The organism is Bdellovibrio reynosensis (assembly GCF_022814725.1).
Taxonomy (GTDB): domain Bacteria; phylum Bdellovibrionota; class Bdellovibrionia; order Bdellovibrionales; family Bdellovibrionaceae; genus Bdellovibrio; species Bdellovibrio reynosensis.
The window spans coordinates 1,405,137-1,424,674 of record NZ_CP093442.1; the positions used below are offsets into that span (position 1 = coordinate 1,405,137).

General features: G+C 44.2%; 14 protein-coding genes. 9 read left to right on the forward strand and 5 right to left on the reverse strand.

Annotated features, from left to right (window positions below):
• Positions 1 to 19: 19 nt before the first annotated feature.
• Both htpX and MNR06_RS06570 read left to right on the forward strand, forming a co-directional pair.
• Positions 20 to 916, forward strand: coding sequence for a protease HtpX (gene htpX, locus MNR06_RS06565; RefSeq protein ID WP_243540319.1), 897 nt, complete (start codon positions 20 to 22; stop codon positions 914 to 916).
• A gap of 165 nt (positions 917 to 1,081) precedes the next feature.
• Positions 1,082 to 3,241, forward strand: coding sequence for a lytic transglycosylase domain-containing protein (locus MNR06_RS06570; protein ID WP_243540321.1), 2,160 nt, complete (start codon positions 1,082 to 1,084; stop codon positions 3,239 to 3,241).
• Positions 3,242 to 3,265: 24 nt separating this feature from the next.
• On the opposite strand, the gene MNR06_RS06575 is transcribed toward MNR06_RS06570, so the two are convergent.
• Positions 3,266 to 3,778: a hypothetical protein gene (locus tag MNR06_RS06575; RefSeq protein WP_243540323.1), complete on the reverse strand. Its 513-nt coding sequence runs from the start codon at positions 3,776 to 3,778 to the stop codon at positions 3,266 to 3,268.
• 183 nt (positions 3,779 to 3,961) lie between these two features.
• Here MNR06_RS06575 and MNR06_RS06580 point away from each other — a divergent pair, with 183 nt between their 5' ends.
• Complete coding sequence (locus tag MNR06_RS06580; protein ID WP_243540325.1) at positions 3,962 to 5,347, forward strand: S8 family peptidase; 1,386 nt, start codon at positions 3,962 to 3,964, stop codon at positions 5,345 to 5,347.
• 81 nt (positions 5,348 to 5,428) lie between these two features.
• Positions 5,429 to 5,875 (forward strand): DUF1761 domain-containing protein, encoded by a 447-nt coding sequence (locus tag MNR06_RS06585; protein WP_243540327.1) that lies wholly within the window; start codon positions 5,429 to 5,431, stop codon positions 5,873 to 5,875.
• An 82-nt stretch (positions 5,876 to 5,957) separates the two neighbouring features.
• Here the strand turns inward: MNR06_RS06585 and MNR06_RS06590 are convergent, their stop codons facing one another.
• Positions 5,958 to 7,283, reverse strand: coding sequence for a hypothetical protein (locus MNR06_RS06590; protein WP_243540329.1), 1,326 nt, complete (start codon positions 7,281 to 7,283; stop codon positions 5,958 to 5,960).
• A 604-nt stretch (positions 7,284 to 7,887) separates the two neighbouring features.
• Here MNR06_RS06590 and MNR06_RS06595 point away from each other — a divergent pair.
• Positions 7,888 to 8,898, forward strand: coding sequence for an HNH endonuclease (locus MNR06_RS06595; RefSeq protein WP_243540331.1), 1,011 nt, complete (start codon positions 7,888 to 7,890; stop codon positions 8,896 to 8,898).
• A gap of 223 nt (positions 8,899 to 9,121) precedes the next feature.
• Here the strand turns inward: MNR06_RS06595 and MNR06_RS06600 are convergent, their stop codons facing one another.
• Positions 9,122 to 9,913, reverse strand: a complete 792-nt coding sequence (locus tag MNR06_RS06600) for a hypothetical protein (protein ID WP_243540333.1) — start codon at positions 9,911 to 9,913, stop codon at positions 9,122 to 9,124.
• Between the two features lie 37 nt (positions 9,914 to 9,950).
• Between MNR06_RS06600 and lnt the strand changes: the two genes are divergently transcribed.
• Together lnt and MNR06_RS06610 are read left to right on the forward strand one after the other, a co-directional pair.
• The gene (gene lnt / locus MNR06_RS06605; RefSeq protein WP_243540782.1) at positions 9,951 to 11,558 is read left to right on the forward strand and encodes an apolipoprotein N-acyltransferase; all 1,608 of its coding nucleotides are present in this window, start codon (positions 9,951 to 9,953) and stop codon (positions 11,556 to 11,558) included.
• Complete coding sequence (locus MNR06_RS06610) at positions 11,536 to 13,863, forward strand: endonuclease MutS2 (protein WP_243540335.1); 2,328 nt, start codon at positions 11,536 to 11,538, stop codon at positions 13,861 to 13,863. Before lnt ends, MNR06_RS06610 begins: the two co-directional genes overlap by 23 nt.
• A 41-nt stretch (positions 13,864 to 13,904) precedes the next feature.
• Here MNR06_RS06610 and MNR06_RS06615 read toward each other — a convergent pair whose 3' ends face one another.
• Positions 13,905 to 14,153, reverse strand: coding sequence for a hypothetical protein (locus MNR06_RS06615; protein ID WP_243540337.1), 249 nt, complete (start codon positions 14,151 to 14,153; stop codon positions 13,905 to 13,907).
• Positions 14,154 to 14,235: 82 nt separating this feature from the next.
• Between MNR06_RS06615 and MNR06_RS06620 the strand changes: the two genes are divergently transcribed.
• Positions 14,236 to 15,675 carry a lipase maturation factor family protein gene (locus tag MNR06_RS06620; protein ID WP_243540340.1) on the forward strand — a complete coding sequence of 480 codons (1,440 nt, stop codon included), beginning with the start codon at positions 14,236 to 14,238 and terminating at the stop codon, positions 15,673 to 15,675.
• A gap of 117 nt (positions 15,676 to 15,792) precedes the next feature.
• On the forward strand, positions 15,793 to 18,015 hold the full coding sequence (locus MNR06_RS06625; protein ID WP_243540341.1) for an RCC1 domain-containing protein: 2,223 nt from the start codon (positions 15,793 to 15,795) through the stop codon (positions 18,013 to 18,015).
• Here the strand turns inward: MNR06_RS06625 and MNR06_RS06630 are convergent.
• Positions 18,012 to 19,526, reverse strand: coding sequence for a hypothetical protein (locus MNR06_RS06630; RefSeq protein WP_243540343.1), 1,515 nt, complete (start codon positions 19,524 to 19,526; stop codon positions 18,012 to 18,014). The genes MNR06_RS06625 and MNR06_RS06630 overlap by 4 nt on opposite strands.
• Positions 19,527 to 19,538 lie beyond the last annotated feature (12 nt).

The following is a 19,538-nucleotide window of genomic DNA, read 5'->3' on the forward strand; positions in this document are numbered from 1 at the left end:
TCTAAAGGAGTGTCATTGTATGGCATGGTTTAAACGTATCGGATTATTTGTATTAACAAACGTTCTGGTGATGGTGACGATCGGGATCGTATGGTCACTAGTCAGCAGCTTCCTTGGACTTGCCGGTCTTAATTCTTACATCCCATTCTTGATCGCATTCTGTGCGGTTTGGGGTATGGGTGGAGCTTTCGTTTCATTGCTTATGTCTAAGTGGATGGCGAAGATGTTCCATGGTGTAAAAATCATCGAACCGAACAATCCAAATCCAGAATTGCGCAATCTAGTAAATAAAGTTCATGAGTTTGCTCGTCGCGCGCAACTTCCAAAGATGCCTGAAGTAGGTATCTATGAATCAGTAGATATCAACGCATTCGCTACGGGCCCTTCTAAGAGCAGATCTCTAGTGGCAGTTTCTACCGGTCTTCTGCAAAGAATGAACGAAAAAGAGATGGATGGCGTCCTTGCCCACGAAGTCGCGCATATTGCGAACGGCGACATGGTGACGATGACTTTGATCCAAGGTATTGTGAATGCCTTTGCGATGTTCTTCTCGCGCATTCTAGCGAACCTTGTAGCTTCTAATGTGGATGAAAAATTCCGTGAGATCGTGCGTTTCGGCGTCACAATCCTTGGCGATATCGCATTCACATTATTGGGTTCCATCGTTGTGAACTACTTCTCTCGTCGTCGTGAATTCCGCGCTGATGCCGGTGGTGCGAAGTATTCTTCGCGTGAAAACATGGTCGCGGCGCTACAAAAGTTGCGCTCTGTTTATGAATTACCAATTCCGCCAGAAGAAGGCATGACGTCTACTTTGATGATTTCTAACCGAGACAAAGGTGGAATCGCGAAATTATTCATGACTCACCCGCCGTTAGAAGTTCGTATCGAAGCTTTACAACGCGGACGCTTTTAGTCTCAAATTACTCTGACCTACTCCGGCGGAGCCGGAGTGCAGACAAGCCCGGCGGAGCCGGAGTGCAGACAAGCCCGGCGAAGCCGGAGTGCAGACAAGCCCGGCGGAGCCGCAGAGCAGACAAGCCTTGTTCTTTCCTCTAAAGAGGCATAACCTAAATGGGTTATGCCTCGTTTAATAATTACACTCTCATTTTTATCTGTGCTTATGGGTTGTGCGACGATTTCGCGCTTAGACACCCGTATTGATAAACGATTAACTCCGCCAATTCCTAATTTTTTAAATAAATGGAAAAATGCTTCGGTTGAAGAACTTGAAAAACTTCAGGTGGGCGATAGCGAAGATAACATTCGCTGGTGGAAGACTTACACTTTGGCTTTGGCTAAAAAGGAATCTGCACCGGCGCAATCTTGTACTGGTTTTAAACAGCTTTCGCAAACTGTAGAATTTCCGCTTTTTGATTTAGCGTTGCTTCATGCTTATGAAGTTTGCCCTAAGAATGAAAAGCTAGGGCCGCTGCCTAAGACCGTTGCGAGCTGGTATCACGATCTTTATGTCGACATTAAACTTAAAGAGGCTTTGGAATCTTCAGATTTAAAAGATGACGTTGAAGCTTTAGTTGATAAAGCGAAGGCTGATAACAATAAAAAGAAAAAAGAAGATTATTATCTGCGCGCTTTAGATGTGGCGAAGAAAATTCCTGGGGGTGAAGAAGATCTTAAAGGGATTCAAGCTTCACTTTACAAGAACTCTCCCCGTTTGATGCCAGAGCCAACTTTAAAAGATCTTAGCTCGGTGGCTGGTGATTATCGATTTCACCGTGATTTTGATTCGGCGTTGAAGGTCTATAATAAAATCCTGACTGATAACAACAGTTCTACGGATGATAAGTTTTCTGCTTTAAAAAATATCCGTCAAACTTACAAGGTTGCGCAGAAACGCAATGATTATATTCAAGCTACTGCGGAACTTGTGAATTGGACTAAGAAGCAACTTCAGCACAATAAAAAAGATCGTCGGGTTATTTCTCGCTATCATGATGCTCAAGTTCTATTTGCTAAAACTTTGTGGACTGAAGATCAAACGTCGCGCGCGGTGAAGGTTTTAAATGAAACGCATAAGCTTTTGCGCAACCTTCACCCGATGGATGAAGTTTTATTTATCCTGGGTCGAATTGAAGAAGAAAAAGGCAACTACGAGAAGGCCATCGAATACTTTGAAGCTAGTTACAGCCAACCTGTGAGCCTTGCTGGCTTACGTGACAAGATCGCGTGGTTGAAGTCGTGGAACTATTATAAATTGCAAAAATGGGAACAAGCTCGCACAAGCCTTGAGGAAATGAAAGATCTTGTTAAAGATCCTTCTGATAAAGCCCGGGCTCGCTTTTGGCTGTCTCGTTCACTAGTTAAACTGAACAAACAAGAAGAAGCTCAAGCTGAGCTTCAGGATCTAATTAAAGAAGATCCGCTTGGTTATTACGGTGTTTTAGCGGTGCGTGAGCTTGGACAAAAGTTTTCCCCGCTTAAAACTGACAATAAGGAACTGGAAAGTTTAAGCCTGCTGGGGGTTAATGAGCTTGCTCCTGCTACCCGTTTAACAACCGAGTGGTTGATTGCCGTGAACGAAAAGCCTTATGCCGAGAAGTTACTTAATTCTGCGGCTGAGGATCTTAAAAAACGCAACGTCACTTCAGAACAAACGTGGCTGACGATGTCTTCAGCGTTTGCGCGCACGGGTTTGTATCTTCCTTTATTTGCAACCATTGGAACTTTGCCTGCAAGTGTGAAGGATCAACTTTTAAAAGATCATCCTGATTTATTATTCCCACAAGCATATGGCGATATCATCGCTGCGGCTTCGGCGAAAAGCGGAACCCCGCAAGAGTTTATCTTTTCAATCATTCGTCAGGAATCAGCATTCAATCCTGAAGCCCGCAGCCCGGTTGATGCTTTTGGTTTGATGCAACTATTACCAAGTGTAGCCAAGGTATTGGCTAAGGAAAATGGACTTCCTTACGAAGAACCCCTTGATTTGATGAAGCCTGAAATCAACGTTCCGCTGGGTGCTTTTGAATTAAAGAACTTAATGAAAAAGTACAAAGGCAAATTCATCCTAGCGGTATCCGGATACAACGCCAATGATAGCGCTATTCGCGGCTGGCTAAAAACCCGCCTTCGTCCGGATAGTGTTGAATTCATCGAAGAAGTTCCCTACGAAGAAACCCGCGCCTACATCAAGTTGACGATGAGAAACTACGTTTTCTATCAAAGACTTTTAAATACCGATACTCCAACACCATTCCCCGAAAACCTACTAGCCCTCTAAAAGAAGCAGGCACCTTTCGGTTTATCATCTGTTACAGAATGTGTTGTCTGTGAGGGCGGTCGTGTCGACTTCTGAGTATTCCGTGTAGGTGACGTGATCTACGTTGGTTAGATCAACCTCTTCTGATTCTTCAGTGTATTTTACTTTTAATGTGTCTGTAGAAAGTTCGCTTAGTTCGTAGCGTTTTTCTACTGGCGTGCCTAGGGCGACGCCGTTGACATGGGTGATTGTTGCTACAAGTTCGTTACCAACTTCTGAAGTTACATCTGGAGTTGGTATTGCCCATGTTCCCGTTAGGGTGCATTTGGTTCCTGAAGTGGGGCCAGTGAATATTGCTTCGCTTTGTTCGAAGTCGTTATTGGCTTTTAATTCGATTTTTGCGTACGAGTATTCTCCGTCGACTTCCGGGTTTTCATTTTGCGTGTGATAGCTGACGTCGTTAGTGATACTGCCTAGATCTGTCGAGCCGGAAGTTCCGGTGGTGTTGCAACTTGCACTTAAAAGAACCATCGCTGAAAGAATAATATATTGTTTCATATTTTCTCCTATCGGCTTGCCTTTATTATATTTAAGCAGCCGTGGACTCTCTAGGCTGGCTCGGCGTTGTAATCTCATTTTGATACAAGACCTAGGCCCACAAACTCTGACTTCCCTTGCGAAAAGTCTTATGAAGACCTTTTTAAAAACCGATAAGTCGTGGTGGAGAAAGGGGAAATGTTCATGTTTTCTCGCAAGATTTGGATTACAGCTGGCTGCTTAGGTTTAGTCTTCTTTGGTGGACTTGGTGTTTACTTATTCTCAACCGAAGCTTCATCCCCTTTACGCACGCAAAGTTCCAGTAAAAAAGATGGCACTCGTGCTTTAGAAAATTCCTTCATCACTTCACAAACTGACAAGGTCGTTGATGAGCCCAGCGCATTATTCAATGACCCGGCAATCAGCCAAGCTTGGGGCTTGAAAAAATCAGATGCGGCTCGCGCTTGGTCAGTGACCCAAGGAAGTCAGGATATCGTCATCGCAGTTATTGATACTGGGATTGATGCTTTCCATGAAGACTTAGCTGAAAATCTTTGGAAGAACCCAGGAGAGACTGGCAAAGATGCTCTTGGTCGCAACAAAGCTTCTAACGGTATCGATGATGATGGCAATGGTTTTGTCGATGATACCCATGGTTGGAACTTTGTTTCTAACAACAACAAACTTGATGATAATCATGGTCACGGTACGCACATCGCAGGGATCATTGGTGCTAGAGCTGGTAACAGCAAAGGAATCACGGGGATTGCTCCGCAAGTGAGCCTGATGATTTTAAAATACTATGATCCGAAAGTAGCAGGCACTGACAACTTAAAAAACACCGTAGCTTCGATTCGTTACGCGGTAAAAATGGGCGCGAACGTGATTAACTATTCCGGTGGGGGCACCGAGTTTTCGCAAGAAGAACACGATGCTATTGCTGAAGCTTCCAAAAAGGGAATCCTATTCGTAGCGGCTGCGGGGAATGAGCGTTCAAACTCGGACCAACATCACTACTACCCTGCAGATTATAAACTTCGCAACATCATTTCTGTGACGGCAATTGATCCAGCAACGCAAGTTTTAGCATCTTCAAATTATGGTGTTGAGACTGTGGATATCGCGGCTCCGGGTCAAAACATCCTTTCTTGTCTGCCGAATAATTCCTATGGCTATATGACTGGAACTTCGCAAGCCACAGCGTTTGTTACTGGGGCTGCTGCTTTGGTGATGGCACACAAACATTCTTTTAATGCGGAAGATGTTAAGAAATACATTCTTGCTACAGGGGATGCACAAAGCCAGCTTGCTTCTAAGACCCGCACTTCCCGTCAGTTGAATTTATATAAAGCTTTGACGATCTTAGACCAAGGGGTTTCTGCTACGGGAGTTATCGCTGTGAATACCCAGTCGATGAGAAATTTCACTTCGGATCCGAATGATAAGAATTCTCGCGCAACGGCTGCTGAAGATGGCGTTGATCCCACAGCAAAAGAGATGAGCCACTTTGGTCGCTCGTTGATTGATGCGATGGGTGCGAAGCCGCGTCCTTCTAAGTTGGGAACGAAGCAGGATAATGAAAGTTTCTAATTAGCTAAGTTTTTAATCTAATGTCGAAGTGCAAGCGGATATACGCTTGCATTTTTTTTCGTCTCATCAAAAAATCTACTCATGGAATATCCACTGATTACTATCAATTATTTGGCGGTTGTTTTAGCTATCGTAGTCTCGTTTATTTGGGGAGGTCTTTATTATGGGCCGCTGATGGGTAAACGTTGGGCGAAAGAAATGAACATGGACTTCACTAAGAAGCCCGACAAAAAAGTGATGCAAAAGTCGTTAGCGGTAAATCTTATCGGAACTTTTTTGATTTGTTATGTTCTGGCTCACACGAATCAAGTTTGGCGCCCTTCTGTTTGGGGGCATATCGGAGCCGACGGACCAGCCTGGTCTTACGGATTTTGGGGTGCATTTTTTGTCTGGATTGGCTTTTTTGTGCCACTACAACTGAACAAAGTTTCTTGGGAAATGCGCAGCTGGCGACTAGTGGCGATTAACGTTGCTCATGATTTCGTGCAACTGCAGCTTATAAGTCAGGTATTGGCGCACTTAAGATAGTCGGACCATTTAAGACGGAATTTAAATTAACTCAAAAAAAATTATTAATAAAAGCGGCTCTTTTGAAGCCGCTTTTTTATTTTTAGCGAATCATTTTATTTAAATTGAAACGATAGCTGAAGGTCAGATTGAACTGTGACGCTGTGGTTGGATATGACTCCACATCTTTTGCACCCTTGTTGCGAGTTAATTGATTTCTTCCGTACTCTACGCCAACCGCCAGATCTTTGACGCCAAAAGCGTTTCTGCAAGCTGAACCGACGGTCCATCCTTTAACGGCCCGAACTTTTTCAGGTGTGAACTCACCGTCTTGTCCGTCAGAATCAAAGACGTGTTGGTTATAATAGAAATCCCACGTGCAGTATTTGGATTCGATATTTCTTAATGCTACTTCAATCCCCTTGGCGCTTGAGTCGATCTGGGGGCCGTGGCGGCCGTTGCCGTCGCCCATTTTGTTACGGGTGAAATCGGATTTGAACACGCGCACTTCGGCGTCTCCCCATTTTGATGTGAAGACGTATCCCAGGTACGCAGTCATATCATCTTGGGTTCTTTTTTCTCCGGGGTAGCTGCCGACGTCGCCGTGGGCTCCGGTGACACCTACGTATAGATCGTGATTTTTAAAATGCGGATTTGAACTGTCAAAAATTTTACGAACGGCATTCAGAACTCTTAATTCAAGGGTTCCTGCATAAGCCGGGTAAGAATTCGCGCGGGAGTCGAAGGGATCTATGCTTGATTCGCCTTTTAAAGTATCCCCGTCAACCACGCTGAAAGATGCTAGGATCACGCGATCTAGTTCTTCTTTCAATTGATAATTCAATTGAATGCCTTTGTCGTAACGAACAAAAATGCCGTAGGGTGCGGTCATGTAATAGCGGCTTGGTTTTCCTTGCAGCGGATCTAATCCACTGGCCGGGAAACTGCCCGCCAAAATCGTGACATCTTGGCTGTCAGTGATTTCAATGTTGGCGCCAATGTTTGCGATCATCCACGGTCGATCTACGTAACCATCAGCGCGGATGCGATCTTTGTTGTGATAGTTCTGCTCGCTTTCTTCGTTATAGTTAAGCACTTGATCTTTCGGGATCATGCTAACTGAAATAAAGATGTTTTTAATGCGCGAGTTATCGTTGGTTCTGATGATTTTTATTGAACCTTCCGTTACGTGATCACCCATGGAGGTTTCATTGCCGCCGGACTTTCTAAAGTCATTGTGCAAAAGGGCTGCAACTTGTCCTGATGCGGAGGCCTCAATGCAGACACCGTTAATATATACGCCGTGGATGTCCATGCACTCGGATTGCTCGCGCTGCTTGTTCAACCATTGGTTTGAAGTGTCCCAAGAAAAATCGGCAAAGACGGATTGGGACAAGCCCATTAATAATAAAAACAGTCTTAACGACATGATTGTCTCCTATAAGTTATTTTTCAATGCAGGCGCGAGTTCTAAACCGATTAGGTGTGGGAATTATAGTTAAAAACCGGAAACAAAAACATTTTTCTGCCTGTTTCATTAGTTCGGAAAGTGAACGAACATGAAACGAATTGTTTCCGCAATTTTCCGTAGGAAAAACTAATGGTACTTGGGGAACAGGGTTGGTTTCACCACTGAAGTGGTTTCTTCTTTTTCTCGAATCACCTCAATCTACTCCTGCTTTGTACCTTTCTTTCCTTTACCTCCTCCCATTTGTACTTCACTCCACCACTCTCAAACTCTATTTTCAGGTTTTCGCAATTCCCATTTCAGAAATAATATTTACCACCGCATCGGTCATTCGCGATGTCATATCAAAATTGTCATGCGTGATTTATTTGACGTGTTTTTTGCGTCGTTAATCTTCGCTCTGTTGAACGATCTATAAGTAGAATTTCGAAAAAATGTTTTTAAATAGATCTCTCTATAAAGACGGCGTTAAGCGATTTACATCGATTTTAAATTCAGTCAGTACATCCTCTAAAAAGTGGTTTTCAAAAGCCATGATATACATTGTTCAATCGAGGAGATTGATATGAATCCACTTGCCCGCTTGTCTAATCAGGAACTTGAAATTCGTTTGAAGGATCTTGTTCAGAAGGAACGTAAACTTCTGCATGTGATTTTAGAACATATTCGTGAAGTTGATGCTCGCAAACTTTACCTTGGGAAAGCTTATTCTTCTATTTACGAATATCTTGTAAAAGAACTTGGTTATTCTGGGTCGGCAGCCATGCGCAGACTTGAAGCTGCCCGTCTTCTTCGCGATGTTCCTCAGGTTGCAGAACGGATTCAAGAAGGGTCTTTGAATCTTTCGCAGATTGGCGAGCTTACTCGCGCAATTAAGGAAAAAGAAAAGCTCAGCGGCGACTGCGTAACACCTAATCAAAAAAACGAACTTGTTGAATTTGTAGTTGGTAAAACCACCGAACAAACTCAGCATGAGCTTGCGCGCGTCTTGGATTTACCTATTAAAGCATTTGATACCAAGAAGGTTCAACAAGACGAATCAGTTCGTTTGGGAATTACCCTAACAAAAGAACAATACAAGAAACTTATTCAATGCAAAGATCTTGCTGCGCATATTCTTTTGCAGGATTCGGGAACCGTTGCCTTGACTGATGTCATTGAGTTTTTAGCTGATCAATATTTGGATGATAAATTTAAAAAGAGGAAAACCGTTCAACGGCATGTACCTAATAATAATAATAATAATAGTCCAAAATTTGCAATTATCACCACCGAAGCGGTAGTAGAAAAAAAGAAATCCCAAAATACTGCGAAAAGCATATCTGTCCTAAATCTAGAACGAAAATCAGTAACACCTAAGCTCCGCAGACTCGTCTTAGCCCGAGATAAATGCTGCCAATATATAGACGCGAAAACAGGAAAGAAGTGTAATAGCTCGTTTGCTCTTCAAGTCGATCATAAAACATCACAGTGGGCTGGCGGGAAGACTTCTTTGTTGAACCTTCAACTTTTGTGCGCGCAACACAATCGCAGCAAATATTTGAATGAAGCAAACATCAGAAGTGGGACAAGATGACCTCCTCCAATCCGGTGGTAAAAAGTAAAAAACCAAGTCTTGAGCGATCCCCCAGGTTTTTCGACTGTTTAGCCAAATGATAACAATCGAAAGCAATTTAAATAGCTGACTGGCGCTTTTAAAGTTTCTTTAAGAAGTCTTAATAGGCAGGTGGACTGCCGCGTGCAAACCAATGACGGAAAATGGGCTGGTAGAAAAGAAAACCGATTAGGGCATCCCCACCCTAATCAATAAAATCCGACAGGGAAATTCGCCCCTTAATCATAACAATCAAACCCGCTGCCATGAATGCAAGCGCGACACCCGTTCCAATCAGATTACGATGACCAAGATTTACCATACCCAACAGGATCAACAAAGCGCTTAAGCCGAAAGGACCCCAGTATAAATACTTCTGCCACTTCGGTTTAACTGCTTCTTCTTTTTTCGCGCCCAATCCAACAACAGGCTTCTGGGAAAGGCCCACCATCATCAAGCTGTTAACCCTTGCAATCATCTGATCACAATGCGGATCGCCGCCTTGGGCTGCTTTCAACTCTTCATACTTGTAAATGGCAAAACGTAAAGCATCCAACTCACGGCAAGCCATGATGAATTCTTCGTGCAGATCTTCATTATCAAAATTTTCTACTAAGTTTTTCCATTTGCGCACCAAGCTAGGTTGCGCTTTCAAACTTGGATCCTTAGGAAGGCCCTCTAACTTTTCAAAAAGAACGTGGCAAGAGTAACATTCCTTCGCACGACGACCGTTCAAAGCCGCGCACTTCGGGCATGCCTTCATCTCTTGGGACACAGTTTGCGCAACGGGCTCCTCTTGATGCTGGGCATCACTGGTTTCCGCAGCATTCAACGTCACCATGAACGTCGGAACATTCGCAAAGTCCACCGGAGGATATTCAAAACTGAATCGACTCTCACATGAGATGCACTGAAACAATGGAGTTTCAGAGTGAATATCATCACTCGCAACTTCGTATAATTTAGCACATGAAGGACATCGTATCTTCAATTTCACTGTGGACTCACTCGCTCTTTATGTTACTAATACCATGATGAAGAGATGGATTCAATTTTTCAAGCAGAAAGCCTACGAATTTCGCTGGGCGATTTTGTCAGGTGTTCTAGTCGGAACAAGTTATATCCCCTTCCCTCCTTGGGCATTGATCTTTTGCTACACTCCACTTTGGCTTTACGCGGTCGAAGACAGTCGCTCAGTGAAGCAATCTTTTTGGGCAGGATGGGTCACGCAATTCATACTGAGCTTGATCGGTTTTCATTGGATCGCTCACACGGCCCACGAGTTCGGGCAAATTCCTTGGGCGCTTTCAATCATTGCACTGCTGCTTTTTTGTGCGGCAATGCACTTGTATATTCCTGTGACCTTGGCTGCAGGAACTTGGTTGCGTTACAAGTTTTCACTTTCTCAAGGACAAAGCCTCTTCACTCTGGCAATTCTGCACGCCTTACTTGAAAGAGTTTGGCCCGTCATTTTTGACTGGCACCTGGGTTACACTTTGCTTTGGGCGAAAATTCCCATTTATCACCTCGCAGATGTCATTGGCTTTTTTGGTTTGTCGGCGATCGTTCTTTTACTGAATGCTTGGGTTGGATTCATCTGGCTGAAACAGTCGTACCTAAAAACCGCACTGACTCATCTAAGTCTGTTAACGCTTACTTTTGCTGCATTAGTAGGCATCGGTCACTTTCATGGCAAAGAATGGAATAAGTTTGACCGCGAAGTTAAGGCCACCGTCATTCAGGCCAACATCGGAAATCTAGAAAAGATCTACGCTGAACAAGGGCGCGGTTATCAAGAAGTGATTACCAAAAAATTCCTTGAACTCAGTCGCGAGGCCTTAAACAAGCATCCCGGCACCGACGTCTTAGTTTGGCCAGAAACCGCGTTCCCCGATTATTTAGATCAACATCTTTTAGGAAGAAAAAATACGCTGCTGCTGACGCAAGAACTTTCAGCGATGAACGTGCCGCTGATCACGGGCGCTTATTCTAAAGATCCTAAGACCGACGAAACTAAGGACAGCTCTACTTACAATGCTCTTTTCCTTGTCGATCCTCAAGGCAACAATCTTGATAAGCCTTACCGCAAGACCGAACTGCTAGCATTTGGCGAGTATTTGCCATTCAGCGAAACCTTTCCGGTGCTACTAAAACTTTTACCCTTCGTTTCAAACTTTGGCCGGGGTCACGGGCCGCAAAGTATGGCTTGGAATAACAAGAACGAAAAAGTCAATTGGGGCGGTCAAATCTGTTATGAGGGTCTTTACCCCCAGTTCACTCGTGGTTTAGCAAAAGCAGGTGCTGATATTTTGGTGAATGTCACAAACGACTCTTGGTTTGGCCGTACGTTCGAACCACAACAACACTTATACATGACCTTAGCCCGCGCCATCGAAGCACGCCGACCTTTGCTTCGCTCAACGAACACTGGGATCAGCACCGCGATTTTGGCAAACGGTGAAGTTTTACAGAAATCCCCGCTTCATCAAGAGTGGTATGGTCAGTTTGTGATAAAGTATTTAAAAGACGCCCCACAAACTGTTTATGTTCAATACGGTTATCGCGATTGGATGGTGCTTTTAGCAGCGCTGGTTGCAATCATTCTTACAGGAGCTCTTCATGCAAGATCTCGTCGTCCTTGATTGGACGGAAATCCTAGAAAAAATCCGTTCCCATGCAACCAGTGAAGCCGGTCGTGAAACGATCATGAAAACCGGTCCACTAAAAAACCGCGAAGAAGCCTACAAAAGCTTTCAAGAAATTTTTAGTGCCGGTGCCGTCGTCAACCAAGGCATTCGCCCCTACATGCAAAGTCTTGATCTTTATTCGACTTGGATTGCGCGGCTAAAAAAGAACGCCGTTTTAAAAACCTTAGAGATCAAAGACGTAAGAAGTTTCTGTCTTGAAGCCTTGGCTTTAAAAGAAGCTTTAAATTCAGTAGACAACGAATGGGCCCACTCTATTTCTTCAAGCTTGTTTCAAGCTGAAGAGCCGTTGTCGGCAATTGATTCCATCATCACCCCTGGCGGAGAAATCCGCAGTGACGCGAGCGAAACTTTATACCGCCTTTATCGCGAAAAAGAACGCTTAGCCCGCGAAGTGCAAACGACCCTAGATCGTTTGGTGAAAGATCACCAAATGGAAAACGTATTGCAAGATAAGTACGTTACTACCCGCGATGGTCGTTGGGTGTTACCCGTACGCAGTGGGATGCAACATCACCTTCCAGGTGTCATCCACGGATCTTCACAAACCAAGCAAACTGTTTTCATGGAGCCTGAAAAGGTCATTCCGACAAACAACCGTTTGCGCCAAATCGAAGTTGAAATTGAAGATGAGATCGAAAGATTGCTGACCGAGCTTTCCCGATATCTTTCATCAAAGGCTTCAGAAATCGAAACCGCAAGACAGCTTATGGAAGAATGCGACGTGCGTTTTGCACAAGCGCAGTTTGCGGCGTTGATTGAAGCTCATGCCATTGAGTTTTCAGAAGACACGTTAGAGCTTGTCGACGTACGCCATCCGCTTTTGCAACTTTCCGGTAAAAAAGTAGTTTCAAACTCTGTGGTGCTTGAAGGGCAAAAAAGTATTTTGCTTTTAAGTGGCCCCAATGCCGGTGGTAAAACAGTTCTACTAAAATCCATCGGTCTTGCCGCACAGATGGCAAGATGCGGACTTCCGATTTGTGCAAGCGAAAATTCAAAGCTGCCGTTCTTTACTGATGTGCTAATTGGTATCGGTGACGCGCAAAGCGTGGATGAAGAGCTTAGTACCTTTGCTGCCCACTTAAAAATTCTAAGTCGAGCTGCCACATTGAAAGGTCGCCAGAACTTAATTCTTATCGATGAAATCTGCGGATCTACAGATCCAGAAGAAGGCAGTGCCTTAGCGCGCAGTTTTATTGAAAGCTTTTCTAGCCACGATGTGTTCGGAATTATCACTTCCCACTTAGGACCTTTGAAAGCAGGCTGGGAAGAAAGCCGCGTTCTTAACGGAAGCTTAGAATACGATCCCAAAACAGGAAGACCTACATATCAATTCATTGCCGGTATTCCTGGTGATTCCTTGGCAATTCAAACGGCAAAACGCGTGGGAGTTACCCAAGCCATTGTACAAAGAGCCATGGATGTATTAGCACCTGCGACCCGCGCGCGCTTAGAAGGCCTAGAGCAAATCGAGCAGCTAAAAAGTGACATCGCCATTTTGCAAGATCATCTTAAAAAGGAAACTCACAAGGCCAATGAAACCCGTAAAAAATACGAAGGCCTGTTAGAGCAATTCAATAAAGATAAAGAAGAGTGGCTGCAAAGGACTTTGAAAAAGGCGGAACGCAAGGTTGAAGAAGCCATTGCCCAGGCTAAAGTCACTGAAACCTTTAAACGTCATACAGCTTTGCAAGAAGTGAAACACAAACTTCCTGAGATCGTAAAAGCAAAACCAATTACCCAACCTGGAGCTCCGGAAAATGCGGAAGAATTCGCAAAGAAATTCCCACCAGGCTCTAAAGTGTGGGTGCCAAACTTAAGTGCCGATGGCGTCGTGCAAAGCACACCTAATAATAAAGGTGAAGTTTTGGTTCTTTCAGGTTCCGTGCGCTTGCAATTAAATTGGCAGGATTTAAAACCTCCAGGCAAACCGCAAAATCCAACGGCCCAATTGGTTCGCCAAAGCTCCCCGTTTGCGGCGGCTATTGCCGATGAAGATCGCACCTTGGATCTGCGCGGAAAAACTGTGGAAGATGCCTTATCAGATTTAGAACTGGCTTTAGATAAAGCAGCCACTTCTAAAGAAGATCGAATTAAAATTATTCACGGGCACGGCACAGAGGCATTGAAAAAAGCTGTGCGCACATATTTAAGTCGCTCTATTTATGTCAAAAAATGGAAAGCGGGATCCCCGGAAGGTGGTGGCGATGGCATCACATGGGTTGAACTAGGAGAATCATAAAAAAAATCCCATCGCGAAGATGGGATTTTTTTTGCCAAAACTTAGTTTGGAGTTGGATCTTCTGGAAGGGGTCTTTCAGGCATACACACAAAACCACACTTCACATGACAGCCACGGAACGCATCCCAACAGTATTTCGCAATCATGCGATATCCTGTTGAACAGCGATGAGCCGTTGGCTCTACCACGAATGCCTCTTGCATATCTTCAAAACTTTGTACTTCATTGGCCTGTGCTATTGCACCTGACATTGAAACCACAGCAAAAATTGCTACAATAAATGTTTTCATAGGTTAATTCCTCCTGCAAAGGAGCGTATTTAGGCACATGAAGAGTTACCAATAACTTTTAGGAAATGTGTGGGAAGTCAGTATGTTTACGGATCTTAATATTTCAAGCTGGATACTGTCTAAATCCTTAAGTCTTTCTTACTTCATTGCATTCCTATCTTTGCTGCCGCAAGTGCTAGGGCTTTACGGGCACAATGGTATTTTGTCCATCGATCACCTTTTAAATCTGTTAGATAAAGAAATGCGGGCAGAGCGATTCTATCATGTCCCAAGTCTTTTCTGGCTTTACTCTTCGGATCTAGCACTGAAAGGCATGTGCTTTATCGGAATGATGGCAGCCTCGCTTTCGTTTTTAGGATTTAGTCAAACATGGATGTTATTGATCTGCTTTCTTGCTTACTTAAGTTTTGTAAGTTGCGGGCAGGTGTTCTTAGGTTATCAGTGGGACAGTCTGCTTTTAGAATTTGGATTTATCGGACTTTTCTTTGGGCCGTTAAAATGGGAATGGATTCCGCTAGGCGCCTATGCGATTCATCCGTTGATTTATGTTTTATGTTTGTTCTTGTTGTTTAAGCTGATGTTTTTATCTGGCGTCGTAAAACTGACCAGCAAAGATCCGGTGTGGAAAAATCTGACGGCATTAACCTATCACTATTGGACTCAACCCCTGCCAAATCCCATCGCTTTTTTTGCTGATAAGTTGCCTTTACACTTTCAGCGCTTTTCCACTTTGATCATGTTTTTTACAGAGATTGTAGCGCCGTTTTTTATTTTTATTCCAGGTCCTACACAAGTATTAGCCGTGATCTTTTTAGCGGGCCTGCAGGTTTTAATTCTGCTAACGGGGAATTATGCATTTTTTAATCTTATCACCTTGGGACTTATTTTCGGGGTTCTGCCCGATTCGGTGTGGGGTTTTAAGATTAATTGGGTTGAAACAACCACGATACCAACGTGGGCTGCAGTTTTTGCGGCGGTTTTACTTATTCCCTCTTCAGTCTTTTGGATTTACAAAAGTATTTTTGAAAACGACAAGAAGTTGGATTTCATGCTGCCGCTTTTAAGACTGCTTTACCCATTTCGCATCTCAAATCCCTATGGGCTTTTTGCGGTGATGACGAAAACTCGCCCCGAGTTGGTTTTAGAAGGCAGTAACGACGGCATACATTGGGAAGAATACGAATTTAAGCATAAACCAACTTCACTAAAACGAATGCCACCCATTGTGGCCCCTCACCAACCGCGACTGGATTGGCAGATGTGGTTTGCGGCTTTAGAAAGTTTCAACGACAACCTGTGGTTGCAAAACTTGATGACACGCATTTTTCAGCAAGCTCCGGATGTTTTAGCTCTGTTTGAAAAAGATCCTTTTAAAGGAAAATCGCCGAAGGCTTTACGTTTAATCAAGTATCACTATAAGTTTGCGACGTGGGAACAATGGCGCAAGCAAGGCATTTGGTGGCAACGAGAGATGGTTGGCTTTTACGGGCCCACTTTTCAGATCGAAGAATTTGTTGAATAGATAAATTCGTTTCTGTCCGCAGGAAAAAGTCCATTTTCCCAAACAAGTTTTATAATTGTTTGTCTGCAAATAAATTTCCTCCTACCATTTTTAGGTAACCGTTGGAGGAAATGTCCCATGTCTGATGAATTTTTAGATCTTGAACGTCGGAATTTCCTTGAGTCAGTCGCAAAAGGCGTGATCGGTTTATCCACCACCGCATTCTGGGCGAAGGCTTCTTCACTGGGTTTGTTGTCGCTGGTTCCGAATGAAGCAGATGCGCAGATGATTCCGCATGGCGCTTGGAAAAGACGAACCATCAAAGGTGCGTTTGCCTGGGGCTCAAATTCTAATTTTTCATTTGGTAACGGCAGCGGACCATCTACATCATCGCCAGTTCATATTGGTGCCAACTGGTCACATATTTCAGCGAATACAAATTCAGCATTGGGAATAAAATCAGATGGCAGTCTTTGGGGCTGGGGAGTTAATCCTAATTTTCAGCTGGGTGATGGAACGAACACAGCTAGGTCTTCTGCTATTCAAATTGGAAATGAGACAAATTGGTTATCAGTGGATGCAGGAAGCTATCATACCGTAGGCATAAGAAATGACGGGACTCTTTGGGGTTGGGGTACCAACATCTATGGCGCAATAGGAATTTCCACTGCTGTTCCCAATCAGGTCAACGCTCAATTAGACTGGGCGGACATTGCTTGCGGCACGAATCATACACTTGCAATTAAGGCTGATGGCACATTGTGGGGATGGGGATGGAATGCTTTTGGAATAATTGGTGACGGAACTTCAACAAATAAACTTTCTCCGACTCAGATAGGGACGTTGACTAACTGGCAAAAAATTTCCGCTGGATATGCGCATTCGCTTGCAATAAAGACGGATGGCAGTCTTTGGGCTTGGGGAAATAATAATAACGGCGCACTTGGCGACAACACGACTACAAGCAAGTCTTCGCCAATTCAAATTGGAACTCCTCATATATGGACAAAAATATCTACTGGCCAATCTTTTTCAATGGCTATTAAAAATGATGGCTCGTTGTGGACCTGGGGCTATAATTCCGTGGGGCAATTAGGCGATTTTACAACTATAGATAAATCAATACCCACTCAAGTAGGAACAGCTACAAACTGGTCAAAGATTGCTTCAGGCTATTCCCATAGTTTAGCAATTAAATCTAACGGAAGTCTCTGGAGTTGGGGATCTAATGTGAATGGACGGCTCGGTCTGGGTGATACACTTGATAGATCTTCTCCTATTCAAATTGGCGTTTTGACAAACTGGAGTCATATTAGCGGCGGACTTCATTTCTCATTAGCTCTACGAAATGACAATATGTTGTATGCTATGGGTGAGATCAACAACAGCATATCTCCAGTCGCTGTCGGCGCTTTACCTGTATGGAGTACGATGTCAGCGGGACATCAGCACGCTCTGGCGATAAAAACTGACGGAAGTTTGTGGGCTTGGGGATATAATAATAGTGGATGTATAGGTAACGGAATGACCGGTGGCAGTTATTCTTCTCCTATTCAAATTGGCGCATCGTTAACGTGGTCAAAAGTAGCTGCAGGCTTTAGGCATTCAGCAGCAACAAAATCTGACGGCAGCTTGTGGGTGTGGGGAGAAAATGATTATGGCCAAGTGGGGGTTCTCTATAAAAGTCCAACTCAGGTCGGCGCGCAAAACGATTGGGCCTTCATTTCCTCAGGAAGCTCACACACATTGGCGTTAAAACAAAATGGAAGTCTATGGGGTTGGGGATCTAACGGTTTGGGGCAAATTGGTAATGGGTCAGCCGACACCGTTCCTACACCCTGGATGATAAATGCAGGTCCATGGCTTGACTGCAGTGCTAGCGCTAGCCATTCCTTAGCCGTCAAAGCCGACGGTACATTGTGGACGTGGGGTTACAATGCAAGCGGACAACTAGGAAATAACGGAACTGCCACTTCTCTAAGTCCCATGCAAATCGGAACTTTAACAAACTGGAGAAAAGTATCAGCAGGCGCAAGTCATTCCCTCGCTGTCAAATCAGATGGAACCATCTGGGCATGGGGCGCAAATTCTAACGGCCAACTTGGCGATGGAAGTACAACAAATAGGTTGTCCCCCGTATTCTTAGGACCAAATACTCAATGGAAAATTGTAAGTGCTGGCGCAGACTTTTCACTCGGTTTAAGGGAAGATGGCTCTTTATGGGGATGGGGCACAAACACGAGCGGTCAATTGGGCCATGCGCCGATCACCAACCGGAGTTCGCCAGTACAAATAGGAACTTTGACCCATTGGGATAAAATTTTTTCTGGAACTTCGACTGGTTTTGCAATTACGACCTAATATCCCGGAATCCAAGTTACATAGACGTGAGTGCCAGACACAAGAAGTGAATAGAGCGTATGTTTGGAAGGGATCGTAGGACCATGATCAGGCGGCATATGCATAGTGAGTGCAGTCGACCCTGCATCAGAAAATGCTAAGAACGAGCAAGTCGTTGATGAAGCTCCCTGTACGATGAACGAATAGGATCCACCATCTTTTATATTGTGAAAAGTAAAAGCACCGCAGCTTGATGTGGTTGAAAAAAGATTTCCATTAGCAAAATCAATGGTAGAACCTGCAACTGAAGTTGTGGATTTCATAAGAAGTGCATTAGAAATCTTTACGGTTCCAGATTTATCTATATTTACCCGTGTTGTCCCATCGGTAACCAGATTCAACGTTTGAAAACTCGAAGTGCCCACAGTCATTGTTGCAGCGGAAGAATTACCTCCATCTATCACTGCAGTGCTTGGCAATACACTTTGACTCAAAGTCCCCGAAGTAATCAGCCCCGCAGAAATATTAGATATACCCAAATTCCCCGCCGTCACATTCAGTGGCGCAGAAACACCCAAAGCAGTGTAAGCCCCAGCACCCGTGCGCTGAACAATCCCCGTTAACGCAATCCCGGCAATGCCGTTCAACTCTGCATTTGAATTTTGCTTCCCATTAAAAGTCGACCAATCTGCTTGGGTTAAGTAACCATCAGTAACAGCGGACGATGCAGTCATATTCACCACCGGATCGGTGGCGCTGCCCGTTATTGATAACGGCGGATTTGCACTGACTGAATTCACTGAACCACCACCACCTGCCGCCGCAGCGGCGCAGACCCAACCTGTGCCAGTGGTGTACTTCAATGTTTCGTTGTTATTACAAGCAACCCCATTTGGCTTATAATCAAAATATTTTCCAGCCGCACTGATCAATTTATCAACCGATAATCCTGCCAAAAAACCGTCAGCAACAGAATTGGAACAACTTACCGTCGTGCCATCAAAATTAAGAATTGAACCAGCACCGCAACCAACGCCAGGTTTTGTTAATAGATCAGAAGCGGCAAGTTCCCCGACTTTACCAGCACGATGGGCATACATCGACTGCCCGATGGGACGTAAAGGAACGGTCGAAGTAAAAGTTTTCCACCCTGTCCCATCATGAAATTTAATTTTTAATAAATAAGGATTCGTTCCTGCAGGAGTATAAGTTCCCCCTCCATCGCACGAAATGCTTGAAGCAGAGCTATTGAACACATCCAAAAGACTTCCACCAAACCCCACCGTTCCCGTTCCTAAAGGATGTTCAAATAATCCATCGGATGAAGATAGATCATAGACTGCACTTTGCTCGCGATAAAGAACACATGTTTCGGCTGGATCATAAACACTGAATTCAAATGCAACGGTTGCAGAATTTAACACACTTCCATCCGGCTTGAACAAACGACCACTGATGGTCATCGAATTCGCCACAGCCAAAGCCGACGAAGCAAACAAGCTTAATATTAAAGTGGTTAAAAATGCCTTCATCACATTAGATAT